The sequence below is a fragment of the Legionellales bacterium genome (assembly GCA_026125385.1).
Classification (GTDB): Bacteria; Pseudomonadota; Gammaproteobacteria; order JAHCLG01; family JAHCLG01; genus JAHCLG01.
The window spans coordinates 39,600-56,192 of record JAHCLG010000002.1 but is presented as its reverse complement, the minus strand read 5'-3'; the positions used below and the strand labels follow the sequence as shown (position 1 = coordinate 56,192).

Below are 16,593 nucleotides of genomic sequence, written 5' to 3'. Positions count from 1 at the left end.
CCTTATTCTAAAAAATATCGGCATTACCACAAGTATGATAGTCTCTCATATTTAGCCATCATACTCCGCATCTGTAACGTTGTCTATCAAGGAGCCCGTAGGTTATGAATATACGCGATTTAAAATATCTAATAGCGGTAGCGCAACATCAACATTTCGGCAAAGCGGCAAAAATGTGCTGTGTCAGTCAGCCGACCTTAAGCGCGCAAGTAAAAAAACTAGAAGAAGAATTAGGTGTGGTTATTTTTGAACGCACGAATAAATCTGTGATGATAACCCCCATAGGCAAAAAAATAATCCAACAAGCGATCACGACCTTACATAATGTCGAATTACTTTATCAGTTAGCCCAGCAAAATCACGACCCACTTGCCGGTCGATTAGATATTGGGATTATCCCTACGCTAGGTCCTTATGTTTTACCTCATGTAGTGCCAGGTTGGCGTGAGCAATTGCCCAAACTTTCAATCCATTTACATGAAGATAAAACGGATGTTATTGTCAAAGCACTTCAGCAGGGCGAGTTAGATGCCATTATTTTGGCCTTACCTGTGCCCAATGAGCATTGCACCACCCAGTTTTTATTCACGGAAAATTTTTATGTCGCTCTCCCCAAAGACCATCGTTTGGCAGTGCAAGCAATTTTAACGCCACAAGATTTAGAAAATGAAACATTATTATTGCTAGCTGAAGGGCATTGTTTTCGCGATCAGGCGCTAGCCGTATGTCATCACGTCGGAATTAAACGTGAAGCAGGCTTGCAAGCCACCAGTTTAGAAACGCTAAGACAAATGGTGGCCTTGGGGGCAGGTATTACATTATTACCGAAATTAGCCTTACCCACCGATTCTCAGCACCATGAAGCAGTAGTGATTAAACCGTTTAATTCACCTTCTGCCACGCGTAGCGTCGGCATGTTATGGCGCGAGCAATCACCACGACACCAGGCTTGTGTAGAAGTTGCTCGGATCTGCCAAGAAATTATTGCGCCAGTAATAGCAAACGATTTTTACAATTAACACAAACGTAATCGAGTTTCTAAAACAGACAATTCGGTAAGTTATCCAGTATTTTTTTCACGGAACCTTGGTAAAAGGTTTAATACCCTTTTAATAGTACCAGGCAACATTGAATTGAGTGCCAAATGGTACTATAATAAACAAAGCTATTGGGAGGATGTACTATTGAAACCGGCCAAACACGATCTGGATTTTGACGATGCGAAAGCACTCACAAAGATGGTTATGCGCTTATTTGAACATTGGAAGTTAACTTACGAGGAACAGGCATCGCTTCTGGGTTTATCAGTAAAAACCAATACTTCTATTGCTCGTTATAAACGAGGCGATTCGCAATTTTCACTGGACCGCGATAAACGGGATCGTGTTGCTCATTTATTAACGATCCACAAGTATCTCAGAATGATTTATCCCAAAAACCGAAACTTAGCCTACGCTTGGCCAAAATCTAAAAATGTGGCTTTTGGAAGTAAAACACCTGTTGAAGTTATTACTGAAGATGGCTTCGAGGGGCTTTTGCGAATCAGAAACCATCTTGAGCATTATTTAGCGAGTTAAAATGATGAATTTAATCGATACAGTGACGGCTTACCAAGGCGCATGCTTTAGAAATACCATTGGCTTTGCTTTAGAAGAAAATACTCTTTTTGATGATCTCACGGATGAAGCAGATGAACAAACTATTGCAGTCAAAGTGACTCAAGAATTAAATAATCGTTTTTTACTGACCGCTGAAAATATTTTTTTTAATGCAATTGATTATGTTTTTGAAAGAAAATCCTGGTGTGAGAGCCGATTTAGTGATGGACATTTTGCAGCTTGGTATGCTTCTAATGATGTTGAAACTACTTTTTATGAGACCATTTTTCATTGGAAAAAAGCAATGATTGATGATGTTGACTTTGATTTAGAGAATGTGCCGGTCTACACCAGTCGCACAGTATTTAATGTGTTTTGTAGCTCAGATTTAATTGATTTAAGAACAAAAACTCCAGATTTTCCGACATTAATTTCTCAAAATACAAATTGTTATTTTGACAATCAGAAGATTGGAAGACGACTTTATGAGCAAGGATTTCCAGGATTAATTACCCCCTCTAGTCGACATAAAAAAGGAGATAATTTGGTTATTTTCAATAAAACGGTACTCTCCCGCCCCAAACACCAAGGCAATTATCTCTATGAGTTAAATTTTCAGTCGAAAAAGATACACGTTTTAGATGAACGCACTCATCAAAATATTTTAGAGATTTATTAGCATAAGCGACCGGAGCTACTTTATTCCGCTGCAAAAAAATCGATGACATAGCGAAAACTTTGATCCGCTAATTCGCGATTATATTCGCGCCCCATTTCGTGTTCTTTGGTAGGATTAAATGTTCCTGTTTTCGGATCGGTATACGAATGTTTGCCATTACCAAAAAAGACAAATGTCCAATCTTGATTGTTTGCTTCTTGCATTTCTTGGGCAAAAGCTTGCAAGTTTTCAGGAGGAACTTGCGGATCGCGATAACCATTGACGATTAAGATCTTGCTGGTGATTGGATGAGTGGGTAACTGAGATTTCGCCAGCGCACTGTGCAAGCCCGCCAATCGACGAATATTTTTACCACTACGCGCCGCCTCAAGCGCACACATGCCACCAAAACAAAATCCCATCGCATCGATGGGAGTATTTAAATGCAGTTGCGCTACTTGTTCAACGGCTAAATTTGCTCGTTGACGTACTAAATTGCGATCATTTAAAAATGGTGTGACTAATTCAAAACAGCCTTCGAGCGTTGTTGCGGTTTTACCCTTACCATAAATATCGGCGACAAATACATTAAAATGATATTCACATAAATGTTTAGCATAATTTAATGCAAATTCACTCGGCCCTTCAAAGGCGGGGAATAAAATAATGGTGGATTTTGGATTGACCACGGTAAAAAGATGACCGTGCAGCGCTTGTTGATGATCGTAATAAGTAATGAGTTGAGTTTTCATAAATATCTCCTATTTTGAGGGGTATTGTAACCTGAAAAATGGGATGAGGGCTAATAAGTTAATGTTTTAAACGTCTTGATAACAAAATAATCATCTTGAATTTTAACACCATTTTGAACAAAGTGAGCATTTTGTTCTTCATGAAGATTTAATTCTGACATATCTACTATATCAAAACCACTATTAGGTTGCAGTTTTTCTACAAAAAATTTTAATTGTAATATGGACTGTTCTAATCCCCCGTTTTGCTCAATAAGATTAATTATTTTTTTGATTAGTGGTATTTGCTTTTCTGGGATATTAAAATTTTTTGCTATTTGACTTAACGCAGTATCAAGGAATGTATTAAAGTGAGTAAGATATTCTGCTGTAGCTAAACTTAACGTAACTAAAAAACTCTTATTTTTTATTTTTAGAATTGACTCAAAAATTTCAATGATTCCTTCAAGTTGTTTCCGAATAAAGGGCTCAATGGCTGGAGAAGAAAATACCTGTTGTAGATAGTCAGAAATAGTATCTGATTGTGTAATGCTGCTATAAATTTTTCCTAGAATAATTAAAAAGTAATCAACTAATTTTCCATTGGGATTAGGTTTAGGTAATATTTTGGGTAAATGCTGACTGCTGAATTGCGCAAGATAATTCGTTAAATCATAAAACGGATGAGGGTTTTCTAAATCAAGGTCAATGGGACTTTTTTCAATAGCTGTCATCGAAATACGTTGGACTATTAGCGCTAGAACTTCAATTAGAACGCCACTGATAATCGGTGAAATAATTCCGACATAAGGGATATTATTAACACATGCGGAGAAATTTTTGATAGAGATGTTGCTTACTTCATATAAAATGGCAATTAGACTCGTTAATAATAAATTTTCATCAATCAGTAAGTAACGATGATTAGCACAAATGTTTTTGTTTGGAGCTGAGTTGCTCGTGAATAAAGCGCCTCGGCCAATCATTCCCAGAGTAAAAACCAGAGCTTGAAATTTTTCAATTTTGGGCAGGAGTTGAAAGAAAATAATCCATAGCGGGATATCATTTACCGCAGAAAATAGTTGAATCTTCAGTGATGGACAATTTCTATCTGAACAATTTTGATGGATTATTTCTGTATCATACTCATTATTATTTTCTCCAAAGGAAATTTTTGTTAGGTTAGTGCTTAGTTTTTCATGAATAGATTGTGCGCTATTTCCTTGTTGAGCTAATGCAGCAGGAGCAATTGCTATAACAATCATAGGTTTTATACTATAGAAAAATGCAATAAAAGAAATGATATTATCGATATCAGCAGCAAGAGGATGAATGGCTTTTCCATTTTCATCATAAAAATAATGACGCCATTGCATTTTAATCAGCCATAAAAGCTTTAAATTAAAAGCATGCTTGGCCACATCAAAAAATAACGTGGTAAATTTTTCAGAGCTCAAGTCAGTAATATAAGGATCACTATGTTCTTGAATGAAAGCGGGGAGTTTAGAATAAACATAACGTCCTGTTTGCGTAATAACTCCCCCTGTTTTTTTTAGAAGTGTGTTCGCTTGAGTTTTTATGCCAGCATAAAAATCACGTCCTTTACTTATAATTAATTTTCCTGTTTGGTTGAATAGCTCTTTCGATTGATTGAATAGTTTTTCTGTTTGATTTTTAAAAATGTCAGTTAATCGAAAAACTGAAAACATGCACACATCCCCTATTGTTTTTATTCCATTACTTTGCTCAAAACTAAATAAAAAATATCATCATTACCTTAAGAAAATAATTCATATTAGAAAAAATTTAATAATCCGAATAAATGGCTTGGGGACAAATATTATGGTGACGTAAAAATGTTTGCACATGTTGCACTAAACTTTCTGGGCCGAACACATAAATAATTGTGGTTGATAAATCGGGGTAATGTTGTAAAACATATTCCATCATTCCGCCACTTTCCCCCGTCCATTGTGGAGGAGGATTTTTTAAAAAAGGCGTGTAATGAAAATGTGAAAACTGTTTTTGCCAACTCAATGCTAATGGATGGTAATATAATTCATCGATATTTTTCGCAACCCACAGTAAATGTAATGGTATATCTCGTTCATCAATGCAAAAATCTAAAGTATCGTCATCGCGCAACTTAACTGCGGGATCTCCACAATTTTCACTGGATTTCGCGTTCAAGCCGGGGGATGACGGTTTATGGATTAATGCGCTTTCAATAATAGCTTTACAAGGTGCAAATCCTGTCCCACCTGCAATAAATAATAGAGAATGTGGTTTGTTTTGCACAGGATAAATGGCTTTGCCATTAGCTTTGGTGATTACGATTTCACGATTTTGATTAAATTCCGTGAATAATTCATCCATAAAAGGCAAATTCGCATAGCGAATGTGTAATTCGAGGTGTTGATCAGGGTGTGGAGCATTGGCAATCGAATAAGGACGCATTTCTCCCGAGGGCAATACAATTTGCGTGTATTGGCCAGCACAATGGTGAATGCCTTGATCGACCGGTTGCAAAATAATTTCGTAAATATCTTTTGCTAAGGTGCGGTTTTTAATAATTCGATAATGAAAATACTCAGTCATCGCTAAAAATTCCGAATTCTTGCCACCGATCATCAACGCGTTGTTGAGTTTTTTGATCCATGTGAATGGCTTTGCCCCATTCGCGTGTGGTTTCACCTGGCCATTTGTGCGTGGCATCGATCCCCATTTTAGAACCTAAGCCAGCAATGGGGGAGGCAAAATCTAAATAATCAATCGGGGTGTTATCCATCATCACGCTATCACGGATGGGATCCACTCGTGTCGATAATGCCCACATCACATCATTCCAATCGCGCGCATTAATATCGTTATCGGTGACGATAATAAATTTAGTATACATAAATTGTTTGAGGTAAGACCAAACGCCCATCATCACTCGTTTAGCGTGACCAGGATATTGTTTTTTAATGGTCACAATGGCTAGGCGATAAGAACAGGCTTCTGCCGGTAAATAAAAATCGCAAATTTCAGGAAATTGTTTTTGTAAAATGGGAATAAATACTTCGTTTAAGGCAAGGCCGAGCATAGCCGGTTCATCGGGCGGACGTCCGGTATACGTGCTGTGATAAATAGGATTGGGTCGATGAGTGATGCGTTCAACAGTCATCACGGGAAAACGTTCTACTTCGTTATAATAACCTGTGTGATCGCCAAAAGGTCCTTCAAGAGCGGTTTCGTGTGGGTCGATATAGCCTTCTAAAATAATTTCCGCGTGGGCAGGCACCGCTAATGAATTACCTAAGCATTGGGCTATTTCAGTTTTTTTACCGCGCAGTAATCCGGCAAACGCATATTCTGAAACATTATCTGGGATGGGCGTGACTGCTGCTAATGTGGTTGCAGGATCAGCACCTAATGCCACGGCAATGGGAAAACGTTCTTGCGGATAAGTTTCACACCACGCGCGAAAATCCAGTGCGCCACCGCGATGCGCTAACCAACGCATGATCACTTTATTTTTCGCAATCACTTGTTGACGATAAATACCTAAATTTTGGCGTTTTTGGTGGGGGCCTTGCGTTATCACTAATCCCCAAGTGATTAACGGTGCCGCATCGAGAGGCCAACAGGTTTGGATCGGTAAACGAGATAAATCGACGTCGTTAAATTCCATGCCTTGAGTTTGACAAACAGGATGGGAAATGTTTTTCGGCGCCATATTCAGAATTTGTTTGTAAATGGGTAATTTGCTGAAAGCATCGCGCAAGCCTTGTGGCGGATCGGGTTGTTTTAAAAACGCCAGTAATTCCCCAATTTCGCGCAATTTATGAATATCTTCTGCCCCCATGGCCAGCGCGATGCGTTTGATTGAACCAAATAAATTGCCCAATAATGGCATCGATGAATTTTTAGGGTGTTGAAATAATAAGGCAGGTCCTTTTTGTGCCAGGGTGCGCCGACAAATTTCAGTGACTTCTAAATACGGATCGACTTCTGCACGAATGATTTTCAATTCGTTCATGCGACTTAAGTGATCGAGAAATTCGCGCAAATCGTGATATTGCATAACTGAGTAACTTAATCCTGGTTCCTGTTCCCTACAAATGTAGGGAACAGGAACGCTGTTAATTTTCGCGTGCGAAAATTAACGTTTCATGGAATCAAAAAATTCGTCATTGGTTTTGGTTGCACGCAAGCGTTCAATCAAAAATTCCATGCTAGCAATTTCATCCATCGGATGTAGAATTTTGCGTAAGATCCACATTTTTTGCAATTCTTCTGGTGACGTGAGCAACTCTTCGCGGCGTGTTCCCGAACGATTAATATTAATCGCAGGGTATACTCGTTTTTCAGCAATACGACGATCCAAGTGGATTTCCATATTACCGGTACCTTTAAATTCTTCGTAGATCACTTCATCCATTTTAGAACCGGTTTCAATTAACGCGGTGGCAATAATGGTTAAACTACCGCCTTCTTCGATATTGCGAGCGCTACCAAAAATACGTTTCGGACGTTGCAGAGCATTGGCATCCACACCACCGGTTAATACTTTTCCAGAAGAAGGGATGACCGTGTTGTAAGCGCGAGCAAGACGAGTGATGGAATCTAATAAAATGACCACATCGTGTTTGTGCTCAACTAATCGCTTGGCTTTTTCCAATACCATTTCAGCCACTTGGACGTGACGGCTTGCTGGTTCATCGAAGGTGCTAGCAATCACTTCGCCGCGTACGGAACGCGTCATTTCCGTGACTTCTTCAGGGCGTTCGTCAATTAATAAGACGATTAAATAACATTCAGGATGGTTATGACTGATGGAATGCGCAATGTTGGTGAGCATCATGGTCTTACCGGCCTTCGGTGGCGACACCAGCAAACCACGATTACCTTTACCAATGGGCGCCGATAAATCGATAACGCGCGCTGTGATATCTTCGGTACTGCCATTGCCAATTTCCATGCGCATACGTTCATTGGCAAATAATGGTGTTAAGCTTTCAAATAAAATTTTATTGCGAGCACTTTCTGGGGTGTCGAAATTGATTTGGTCGACTTTTAATAAGGCAAAATAACGTTCACCTTCTTTAGGTGGGCGAATTTTTCCAGAAATGGTATCGCCGGTGCGCAAATTGAAGCGACGAATTTGGCTGGGTGATACATAAATATCATCGGGCCCCGCCAAATAGGAGGCATTAGAAGAACGTAAAAAGCCAAAGCCATCTTGTAAAATTTCTAAGACGCCATCGCCGTAAATATCTTCACCACTTTTGGCATGAGTTTTGAGAATAGCGAAAATTACATCTTGTTTGCGCATGCGCGACAAGTTTTCGATATTCATTTCTTCAGCAATGGTGAGTAATTCTTGAGGTGTTTTTTCTTTCAGATCTGTGAGATTCATATCCTGTATCTTACTGTTGGGTTGAACAAAAGGGTTTACTCTTCACGCTTTAATTTTAGGCTTTGTTGCCAAGTCTAAAATTCAATGTTTGAGTCTAATTAAGATAAGCACGTCCGGTTGTGGTGTTTGGCAGGTCGTTTATCGACAAAACGATTGTCCACAATAACGACGTTACAATATCACTATAATTGCAATGCGTCTAGTATTTTTACTCATAGCCTTACTCAAACGCATTGCACACTAAATTCTGCGAAGTTTAAATGTTGCTGTCTAAAAATGCCGTTAACTGAGATTTGGTGAGCGCACCGACTTGCGTGGCCACCGTTTCGCCATTTTTAAAAAGAATTAAGGTGGGAATGCCGCGAACATTATATTTAGCGGGTGTTTCAGGATTATTTTCAGTATTTACTTTTGCAATGGTAACTTTCCCAGCATAGTTCGGTGCAACTTCTTCTAAAATGGGGGCAAGCATGCGACAAGGACCACACCATTCTGCCCAAAAGTCAACGAGTACGGGGCTATCGGCTTGTAATACTTTTTGATCAAAATCATTATCATTCACTTCAATTACGTGTTTACTCATGCTGGCCTCTTAAGAATTTGATTAGGTTGTGGATTACACCCTAAGGGTTGTTGAATTAAGCATAATCATCTTTGATTAGGCTGTCAAAACTTCTCTGCTAAAGCAACGACATAATAGCAGACCGATTTCAAATAATAAACATAAGGGAATGGCTAATAATATTTGTGATAACACGTCAGGTGGAGTTAACAGCATTCCGATAATAAACGCAATTACAATAAAGTAAGGTCGTTTTTGTTTTAAGGATTCGTAATTACTGATGCCAATTTTTTGCAATAACAGCATTACAACAGGCACCTCAAAGGAAATGCCAAACGCAAATAAAAATCGCAAAATAAAATCCAAATAAAATTGAATATCCGGTGTGACCTTAATCCCCACGGGGGCAAAATTAAGAATAAATCGAAATAAAATCGGGCAGACAATAAAATATGCGAAAGCTACTCCTAAATAAAATAATAAGGTGCTTAATCCTAATAACGTGAATGCAAAATATTTTTCATCGCTATAAAGACCTGGCGCAATGAATTGCCAAAGTTGAAATAAAATATAGGGCATGCCACAAAAACAAGAAAAAATAAAGGCGAATTTTAGCGGTACCAATAAGGGAGAAATTACATTGGTGGCAATCAAGGAAGAACCAGAAGGCAGAATGGATAAAATCGGTAGCGCGATATAATGATAAAGTTCTTGAGCAAAATAGAGAAACACTAAAAATAATAGGCCGATCACAATTAAACAGCGCACCAAACAAACTCGTAGTAGCAATAAATGTTGAACAAAATTACTGTGTTGAATGGGGGTTGTCATATGTTAAGAATGTTCCTGCTGCTTTTTTTCGGCTTTTTCGGCAAGTTCAGTATTTCGTTTTAGTTGAGCAAGATTCATTTCTTCAGAAAGATCTTGCTTAATATGCTGATTAAACTCTGTAAACTTATGCCAAAGTTGACCTGCCTTTTTGGCAATTTCGGGTAAACGTTCTGGCCCAAGCACAATTAACGCGATAATTAAGATGATTAACAGTTCGCCGATTCCCATTATGAAGCATCACTTATTGTCATGCTGGGAATTTTTATTTTCCTTTTCGCTGCTGTCAGTTTCTTGGGTGCCTTGGCGAAAACTTTTAACCGCTGCTCCTAAATCTTGCCCAATATTACGCAAGCGTTTGGCGCCAAATAACACTAAGACAATTAAAAAAATGAGAATTAAGGATAAAGGGCTGATTCCATGTAACATAGCGTTTACTCCCTTAAAATAAGTATGATCATCATAACTCAATTAACACGGTTCACCAAGTAGTGAACAATAATTTTCGTTAAGCGCTATTTTTTCCAACCAAAATACGCCAGCAATGCCAGTCCCACAGTCGCAATACACCAAGAAACATTTTCTGGACTTAACGTTAAGCCAAATACGTGATGATCGATACCAATGGTTACTAATGCTACGGTAATTAAGCTTAAGCCTATTCCTGCAATAAAACTGCGTTTGCGTTGACGACGTAATAATTTTTCATGTCGCAAAACTTCGAGAGTGACTAAGGAAGTTTGATGTTTTTTATCGCGTACGTATTGCATGGCGTCGTAGAGTAAGTCCGGCACTTCTGGTAATTTTTCTAACCAAAACGGCATTTGTTCACGTAATTTACGCACGGTTGCCCGCACGCCCACTTGTTTATGCAACCAATGTTCTAAAAAAGGTTTTGCAGTATTCCACAGATCCAACTCAGGATACAATTGTCGGCCTAACCCTTCGATGTTTAATAGGGTTTTTTGTAATAATACCAATTGAGGTTGAATTTCCATATTAAAACGGCGAGCGGTTTGAAATAAACGTAATAATAAATTACCGCAAGAAATATCTTTTAAGGGTTTGTCAAATATGGGTTCGCAAACGGTGCGAATGGCAGCTTCAAACTCATCTACCCGGGTATGATAGGGGATCCAACCCGACTCAACATGTAATTCAGCGACTCGACGATAATCACGTTTAAAAAAGGCTAAAAAGTTTTCAGCTAAATAACGTTGATCATTGCGACTTAACGTGCCCACAATGCCAAAATCGATAGCAATATATTGTGGATCGTTTGGTTTATCGGGAGAGACAAAAATATTACCTGGATGCATATCGGCGTGAAAAAAACAATCACGAAAAACTTGAGTAAAGAAAATTTCTACGCCACGTTCTGCTAATTTTTTTAAATTAATATGCTGTTTTTTTAATTCAGCAATATCAGAAATGCGAATACCATAAACACGTTCCATAACAAACGCTTGCGGGCGCACATAATTCCAATAGACTTCGGGCACATATAGGCTCGGAGAATGTAAAAAATTACGGCGTAATTGTGAAGCATTAGCCGCTTCGCGCATGCAATCAAGTTCATCTAATAAACAACGTTCAAATTCAGCAACCACTTCGCGGGGCCGCAGTCTTGTACCATCGGCAAAAAATTGTTCGATAAGTTTGGCAAAACTATACATTAGCGCTAGATCGCGTTTAATAATTTTTTTGATGCCAGGACGTAAAATTTTAATGACTACCTCGGTACCCGTGCTTGCTAACCGTGCGCTATGAACTTGCGCGATGGAGGCAGAGGCCAACGGAGTTGAGGAAAAATCTAAAAATAATTCTTCTAATTGTTGTTGATAGACTTGATTTAAAATTTGATGAACAATTTTTGTTGAAAACGGTGGGACTTGATCTTGCAATAGCGCAAGTTCATCGGCAATATCTTCTGGAATGAGATCTCTGCGCGTTGATAACATTTGCCCGAATTTTACGAATATAGGGCCCAGTTCTTCAAGGGCAATGCGAATGCGGGTACCACGATTTAATTTACGGCGAGTGTAATACCATGGATTTAAAAATGCTAAAAATCGCAGTGGTGCAAACCATTTTATTTCCAATACGATTTCATCAATACCATGACGCGAAAAAATATAATAAATATACAACAAACGTAACATTTTACGGATAGGATTCACTTGGCCTCCTGCAAACGCCGAATTCGCGCTTGTAAGCGTTCTACATCATGGTAAAGAATCGTGACATCTTGGCAATAATCATTAATTTCGAGTGCAGATACTAAATAACGAATTTCGTGTTGTAAATATTCCACCAGATTACTTTGCAAACGTTGACTGGCATCCGAAAAAAATTGTTTAACTTTTTGTGCGTGATAGCTGATTTGATGCGCTACGACATCACCGGTGATTTTTGCCAGTTGCTCTTCCCAGTCAATCTGTAAATTCGCTAAAATAATTTGACATTGTTGGGCAAACTCCATATCGCCTTTAATGGTAATTTCACGATCGGGGGCATGATGGCCTTTTAATAATTGCAATAAATGTAAGGCGCTGCCTTCAATGGTACTGTCTGCCACCACATGTTTATCAAAACTCAATACTACTTGATTATTTAAAATACGGGCAACTAAGTGTATATCAAGGCTATTAATAATAATTTTTAGGCTTTTCCCTGAAAATTGACTGAGCTTGGTTAAGCTTTCTGGATCGCATTGCAAATACTGATTTAACAGTTTATTAATAATCGGTAAAGCTACTTCAATGGCGTACATGATCATATCCTAATATTTATATCCTATATGCAGTGCGACAACGCCTGCGGAAAAATTATGATACTGGCATTCATCAAATCCCGCAGTTAATAACATTGTTTTCAAGGTTTCTTGATCAGGGTGCATGCGAATGGATTCGGCTAAATAACGATAACTCGCTTCATCGTTAGCAATAAATTTTCCTAGGAGAGGTAAAACAGAAAAAGAATATTGATCGTAAATCCATTTCAATGGCGATAAGGTGACTTGCGAAAATTCTAGAATTAATAAACGCCCACCCGGCTTTAAACAGCGCATCATGGATTGTAGCGCTTGTTGTTTATCGGTCACATTGCGTAAGCCAAAGGCAATGCTGATCAGATCAAAATAATTATCGGGGAATGGTAAACATTCTGCATTCGCTTGGACCACGTCGATATTGTAGAAACGATTTTCATCGATTAAGCGATCGCGCCCCACCTTTAACATCGCGGAATTAATATCGGCTAAGATAACTCGTCCATTTTTCCCAACACGTTGTGCAAATGCTGACGTTAAGTCGCCGGTTCCTCCTGCAATATCTAATATGTGTTGTCCGGCTCGGACATTGGCAGTGTCTATGGTGTAGCGTTTCCACAGACGATGAATGCCCATGGACATTAAATCATTCATGAGGTCGTATTTGCTAGCAACCGAGGTAAACACCTTGCTCACCAGCTTGGCTTTTTCACTCACCTCAACTTCTTGGTAGCCGAAATCGGTATGGTTGGTCATGATTTATTGTAAATAGTAAGAATGTTGCAGGAGTATACTCAATTTTGCGTGTAATGGGTACGATAATATGTCTTGAATAAAATATCGCGAGCGATCAATTAAAAGGCTGGAGAATTTTCGCTTGTCAGCGCTCGATATTTCTGTAAAATGCCAGGGGACTTAAAAAATAATCTGCTGAATGAACGACTTACTCATGGAGACCACCTGATGGAATTAAGCCGCGCCCCATTGCTTTTTTTAATCACCGCCCTTATCGTTTTTATGTCTCAAACTTTTGCGGCACCTCGATGGTCTATCGAAGGCAAATTAACCAGTGAAGGCAAAGAATTTGGCATCAGCTATTATGGCGATGTCATCGAAACCGGTGTATCGGGTAGTGTGGATTTACAAGATGATAACTATGATGATAATTCGCATGTCTATGAACCCACGGTATTTTTTGGAATACATAAACCCATTGGTAAAGAATTTGAATTAACCGCAGGCTTGGATTACGGTCAAGAAATTGGTAAACGCCTCAATGAACGAATTGTTCGCGCTTATGCTATAGGCCCCTATATTGGCGTAAATTATTTTCTCAGTAAACAATTTGGCATCACTAGCTGGGTTAATCCGTATCGCTACAGCTACGAAAAACTGCGTGATGTCGCCGGGTTAATAACATTAACCAAACGCCAATTATTTTTTAAAGCCGGTGGGATTAGTATTGTTTATTTCTTTGCTTGAGTTGTAAAAATGATTAGTCACTTGCCTGGCCAACAGCTCAGGCTCGTTTGTAAATTAGCATGAATTTTATCGCTCAATGTTTGATATAAAATTGCTGTGGCACGATCAACCCCCATTAAATTATGAGCGGTAATCAAGCCATCGTAATAGTCCATTTTACGCGTGTTTTCTGTTTGGGAATAAAAATCAAACAATGATTGCGTAGTATTATTTTCAAACTCTATCGAATTGCGAGACGAAAATAGACAACTATAACTTTCTGATGACCGTTTACGGCAGAAAAATTGCTGATAATATTGACATATAACCCAGATAGGCTGGATGTTTATAATTGCAAATATTGCTGACTCTTTGTTAGAAACAGACATCTGAGACCTGTTAATAGTATCCAGATTGTCTTTGAATGTATCGAGAGTCATATTAAATAAATCACAACCCATGTTATGTAAAGCCTTCATTTGATCAAAATAATCAATTAAACAAAAAGAGATTAATTTTCTAATTCGTATTGAATTAGGTTGACCTTGAACGATAGTGAAGGGAGAGTACCATGGATCTTGGGGTAACGCTAAGAGCTTTGGTAAGTAATCATGAAAAAAGTTAAATCTATCAAGTTTTTGTTGCCGATCCAGCGTGTTAATTTTATCTGTTAGAATTTTTTCATTGAGTATTTGCGAAAAAAGAATTAAAAAGCAAATAACATTTTTTCTGTCAGTATGTAACATAGATCCCGAGAATTCTTTAATAGCGTGTTCTTTAGACTCAATAAACAAAGTTGCATTATTATTTGCATTGGGTTCGTTAGCGTCAATGAACAAAGGTCTTAAATTTATCTCATAGTAATATGCAATAAAATATGGAATTGATGTTTGATTAAATTTCTCATGCGCATGCGCTAAAACCTGTATTCTCTCATCTTCATTTCCAGCTTGTCTCACTGAAGCTAAAATGGTTTTTATGTCGTTAAGATTGACGGGGTAATAAAAGCCATCTAGAAATAATTCCATAAATCTATTAATGGAGGTTGATAGCGTAATTCCATTACTAGTCACCATAGATTTTAATTGTTCAATTAAAATTCTCATCGAATGATAAAATCCAATGTTAGGTAAAGCATAATTAAAATCTATTACGCTTACAGCGAATGGGTCATGAGTGATTAAAATATAATCCATATGGAATTCGCTATCTGGTAATTTTTCTAAAAGCAATTGAAAAAAGCCCAACAAAATTTCTGAAGGATTCACATGATTTTTTAAAGTCTTAAAAAAATTAATAACACCGTAACCAGGATATATATCAGCAGTGTCAACTTTAAAATCTCCTAAGTCCTTGTGCCTGCAGCAAATAATTTTACGACGACAGTACGTGTAAAATAATTGAAATTTATTATTCAGAGTGCTTGATAAAATGTTACTTAGATAGTGAAAATTATAAAGGTTTTTATACCTAGCAATAATCTCGTCTATTTTATTAGCAGGTAATTTCACAATTAAATTTCGAAATTTCTTGGCAATTAAATAGAGTATTTCAATTTTTTCAGGTTCACTTTCGGGGGCTATATTTAGCACCTCTTCCTTCTTAAGATTAAAAAATTTACCTATTTTTCTTAACTGATAGCTAATATCTGCTTTTTTTAAAGCAGGATGATCTTTAATCGTATTCTTATCGAGGATAATATGTCCAGGCAATATTGCTTGATCACGTACTTTTAGCATAAATTCTAAATCAGAAATCATACTATCTACTTGAAAGGAATTTAAGCTTAAATAGTAAGCGAAAAAACAAAGTAAATTATCAGTGAATTCTAAATCTCTTCGAGCATAAATGTTGCTTAAAAATTTTTGAATATCGGTATAATCTTGATGTTGATCATCATACGATTGCGAGAGGCCAAAGTCGATAATTTTAATTGCATAATTATCATTTTCACAGGTTACTAAAATATTTCTCGGATAAAAATCATTATGGAAAAAATGTAGTTTTTTATATTCACTTACAATGGCTAAAAGTAGCTTTATTATTTTTGCTTCAGTGAGAGCGTTATAGTTGTCTAAGAGGAATTTATCCAGAGGGATAGTCTTCTTGTAATAAGGAATGATAAATCCATAAGCATGATTATAGAACGATTGATTCTGCTGTTTGACAATAATTTGTAATGGATTTTCACATAATGAAGCGTAGTTATTCATAAAATTAGGATCGTATTGCTGCCAAAAACTTATTTCTTTTTGTATAGTTGTTTTTACAGCATAAGGATTTTGATAATCTCCTAGCGAGATTTTAATCAGAAAATTGTTTTCTTGATTTAAGGTTGGATCAGAGGTGGAAAATACCGCACCAAATCCCCCTTCTCCTAGGGCTTCATCGTTTATTTTGAAGGATAGATTTAATCCTGGTCGTGAAAAAATTTGATTAGGATCAATTACGAAAGAATATTTTTGTCTGTTATAAATTAATTTGATATTTGGCATGACGATTTATTTTTAATAAAAATTTAGCCACATAGCGTGACTTGAGTTTTTTGTTATAAGATGCGCTGGATTGTATATAAAATGCGCAA

Annotated in this window: 17 protein-coding genes; 4 read left to right on the top strand and 13 right to left on the bottom strand. The window is 37.6% G+C overall.

The window, feature by feature from the left end:
• The first annotated feature begins 104 nt into the window (after nucleotides 1–104).
• The 3 genes from KIT27_01215 (at nucleotide 105) to KIT27_01205 (ending at nucleotide 2,277) form a co-directional block, all read left to right on the top strand.
• Complete coding sequence (locus KIT27_01215) at nucleotides 105–1,019, top strand: LysR family transcriptional regulator (GenBank protein MCW5588258.1); 915 nt, start codon at nucleotides 105–107, stop codon at nucleotides 1,017–1,019.
• A gap of 165 nt (nucleotides 1,020–1,184) precedes the next feature.
• Complete coding sequence (locus tag KIT27_01210) at nucleotides 1,185–1,577, top strand: hypothetical protein (GenBank protein ID MCW5588257.1); 393 nt, start codon at nucleotides 1,185–1,187, stop codon at nucleotides 1,575–1,577.
• A 1-nt stretch (nucleotide 1,578) separates the two neighbouring features.
• A complete protein-coding gene (locus KIT27_01205) occupies nucleotides 1,579–2,277 on the top strand; it encodes an RES family NAD+ phosphorylase (GenBank protein MCW5588256.1) in 699 nt (232 codons plus the stop codon).
• Nucleotides 2,278–2,297: 20 nt separating this feature from the next.
• Here KIT27_01205 and KIT27_01200 read toward each other — a convergent pair whose 3' ends face one another.
• The 12 genes from KIT27_01200 to ubiE all read right to left on the bottom strand — a co-directional run bounded on the left by KIT27_01200 (nucleotide 2,298) and on the right by ubiE (nucleotide 13,304).
• A complete protein-coding gene (locus KIT27_01200) occupies nucleotides 2,298–3,008 on the bottom strand; it encodes a dienelactone hydrolase family protein (GenBank protein MCW5588255.1) in 711 nt (236 codons plus the stop codon).
• A gap of 50 nt (nucleotides 3,009–3,058) precedes the next feature.
• Nucleotides 3,059–4,696 carry a hypothetical protein gene (locus KIT27_01195; protein ID MCW5588254.1) on the bottom strand — a complete coding sequence of 546 codons (1,638 nt, stop codon included), beginning with the start codon at nucleotides 4,694–4,696 and terminating at the stop codon, nucleotides 3,059–3,061.
• Between the two features lie 97 nt (nucleotides 4,697–4,793).
• On the bottom strand, nucleotides 4,794–5,585 hold the full coding sequence (locus KIT27_01190; GenBank protein ID MCW5588253.1) for a hypothetical protein: 792 nt from the start codon (nucleotides 5,583–5,585) through the stop codon (nucleotides 4,794–4,796).
• Entirely contained in the window at nucleotides 5,578–7,053 is a 1,476-nt protein-coding gene (ubiD, locus tag KIT27_01185; GenBank protein MCW5588252.1) for a 4-hydroxy-3-polyprenylbenzoate decarboxylase, read from the bottom strand. The genes KIT27_01190 and ubiD overlap by 8 nt, the downstream gene beginning before the upstream one ends.
• 78 nt (nucleotides 7,054–7,131) lie before the next feature.
• Complete coding sequence (gene rho / locus KIT27_01180; protein MCW5588251.1) at nucleotides 7,132–8,388, bottom strand: transcription termination factor Rho; 1,257 nt, start codon at nucleotides 8,386–8,388, stop codon at nucleotides 7,132–7,134.
• A 256-nt stretch (nucleotides 8,389–8,644) separates the two neighbouring features.
• Nucleotides 8,645–8,971: a thioredoxin TrxA gene (gene trxA / locus KIT27_01175; protein MCW5588250.1), complete on the bottom strand. Its 327-nt coding sequence runs from the start codon at nucleotides 8,969–8,971 to the stop codon at nucleotides 8,645–8,647.
• 75 nt (nucleotides 8,972–9,046) lie between these two features.
• Nucleotides 9,047–9,781 (bottom strand): twin-arginine translocase subunit TatC, encoded by a 735-nt coding sequence (tatC, locus tag KIT27_01170; protein ID MCW5588249.1) that lies wholly within the window; start codon nucleotides 9,779–9,781, stop codon nucleotides 9,047–9,049.
• Nucleotides 9,782–9,784: 3 nt separating this feature from the next.
• Nucleotides 9,785–10,009 carry a Sec-independent protein translocase protein TatB gene (tatB, locus tag KIT27_01165; GenBank protein MCW5588248.1) on the bottom strand — a complete coding sequence of 75 codons (225 nt, stop codon included), beginning with the start codon at nucleotides 10,007–10,009 and terminating at the stop codon, nucleotides 9,785–9,787.
• 9 nt (nucleotides 10,010–10,018) lie between these two features.
• Nucleotides 10,019–10,207, bottom strand: coding sequence for a twin-arginine translocase TatA/TatE family subunit (gene tatA, locus KIT27_01160; protein MCW5588247.1), 189 nt, complete (start codon nucleotides 10,205–10,207; stop codon nucleotides 10,019–10,021).
• A gap of 86 nt (nucleotides 10,208–10,293) precedes the next feature.
• Nucleotides 10,294–11,958: a ubiquinone biosynthesis regulatory protein kinase UbiB gene (gene ubiB / locus KIT27_01155; GenBank protein ID MCW5588246.1), complete on the bottom strand. Its 1,665-nt coding sequence runs from the start codon at nucleotides 11,956–11,958 to the stop codon at nucleotides 10,294–10,296.
• Nucleotides 11,955–12,551 (bottom strand): SCP2 sterol-binding domain-containing protein, encoded by a 597-nt coding sequence (locus tag KIT27_01150; protein ID MCW5588245.1) that lies wholly within the window; start codon nucleotides 12,549–12,551, stop codon nucleotides 11,955–11,957. Before KIT27_01150 ends, ubiB begins: the two co-directional genes overlap by 4 nt.
• A 9-nt stretch (nucleotides 12,552–12,560) precedes the next feature.
• Nucleotides 12,561–13,304, bottom strand: a complete 744-nt coding sequence (gene ubiE, locus KIT27_01145; GenBank protein MCW5588244.1) for a bifunctional demethylmenaquinone methyltransferase/2-methoxy-6-polyprenyl-1,4-benzoquinol methylase UbiE — start codon at nucleotides 13,302–13,304, stop codon at nucleotides 12,561–12,563.
• A gap of 207 nt (nucleotides 13,305–13,511) precedes the next feature.
• On the opposite strand from ubiE, the gene KIT27_01140 reads away from it, so the two are divergent.
• Complete coding sequence (locus KIT27_01140; GenBank protein MCW5588243.1) at nucleotides 13,512–14,030, top strand: hypothetical protein; 519 nt, start codon at nucleotides 13,512–13,514, stop codon at nucleotides 14,028–14,030.
• 17 nt (nucleotides 14,031–14,047) lie between these two features.
• Here the strand turns inward: KIT27_01140 and KIT27_01135 are convergent, their stop codons facing one another.
• Complete coding sequence (locus tag KIT27_01135) at nucleotides 14,048–16,504, bottom strand: protein kinase family protein (protein ID MCW5588242.1); 2,457 nt, start codon at nucleotides 16,502–16,504, stop codon at nucleotides 14,048–14,050.
• Between the last annotated feature and the right edge of the window lie 89 nt (nucleotides 16,505–16,593).

Coding starts and splice junctions, on each gene's coding strand:
- KIT27_01190 (MCW5588253.1), bottom strand. CDS start 5,585: ATGACTGAGTATTTTCATTATCGAATTATTAAAAACCGCACCTTAGCA.
- KIT27_01200 (MCW5588255.1), bottom strand. CDS start 3,008: ATGAAAACTCAACTCATTACTTATTACGATCATCAACAAGCGCTGCAC.
- KIT27_01150 (MCW5588245.1), bottom strand. CDS start 12,551: ATGTACGCCATTGAAGTAGCTTTACCGATTATTAATAAACTGTTAAAT.
- ubiD (MCW5588252.1), bottom strand. CDS start 7,053: ATGCAATATCACGATTTGCGCGAATTTCTCGATCACTTAAGTCGCATG.
- KIT27_01195 (MCW5588254.1), bottom strand. CDS start 4,696: ATGTTTTCAGTTTTTCGATTAACTGACATTTTTAAAAATCAAACAGAA.
- tatB (MCW5588248.1), bottom strand. CDS start 10,009: ATGGGAATCGGCGAACTGTTAATCATCTTAATTATCGCGTTAATTGTG.
- trxA (MCW5588250.1), bottom strand. CDS start 8,971: ATGAGTAAACACGTAATTGAAGTGAATGATAATGATTTTGATCAAAAA.
- rho (MCW5588251.1), bottom strand. CDS start 8,388: ATGAATCTCACAGATCTGAAAGAAAAAACACCTCAAGAATTACTCACC.
- ubiE (MCW5588244.1), bottom strand. CDS start 13,304: ATGACCAACCATACCGATTTCGGCTACCAAGAAGTTGAGGTGAGTGAA.
- KIT27_01140 (MCW5588243.1), top strand. CDS start 13,512: ATGGAATTAAGCCGCGCCCCATTGCTTTTTTTAATCACCGCCCTTATC.
- tatA (MCW5588247.1), bottom strand. CDS start 10,207: ATGTTACATGGAATCAGCCCTTTATCCTTAATTCTCATTTTTTTAATT.
- KIT27_01135 (MCW5588242.1), bottom strand. CDS start 16,504: ATGCCAAATATCAAATTAATTTATAACAGACAAAAATATTCTTTCGTA.
- KIT27_01205 (MCW5588256.1), top strand. CDS start 1,579: ATGATGAATTTAATCGATACAGTGACGGCTTACCAAGGCGCATGCTTT.
- tatC (MCW5588249.1), bottom strand. CDS start 9,781: ATGACAACCCCCATTCAACACAGTAATTTTGTTCAACATTTATTGCTA.
- KIT27_01215 (MCW5588258.1), top strand. CDS start 105: ATGAATATACGCGATTTAAAATATCTAATAGCGGTAGCGCAACATCAA.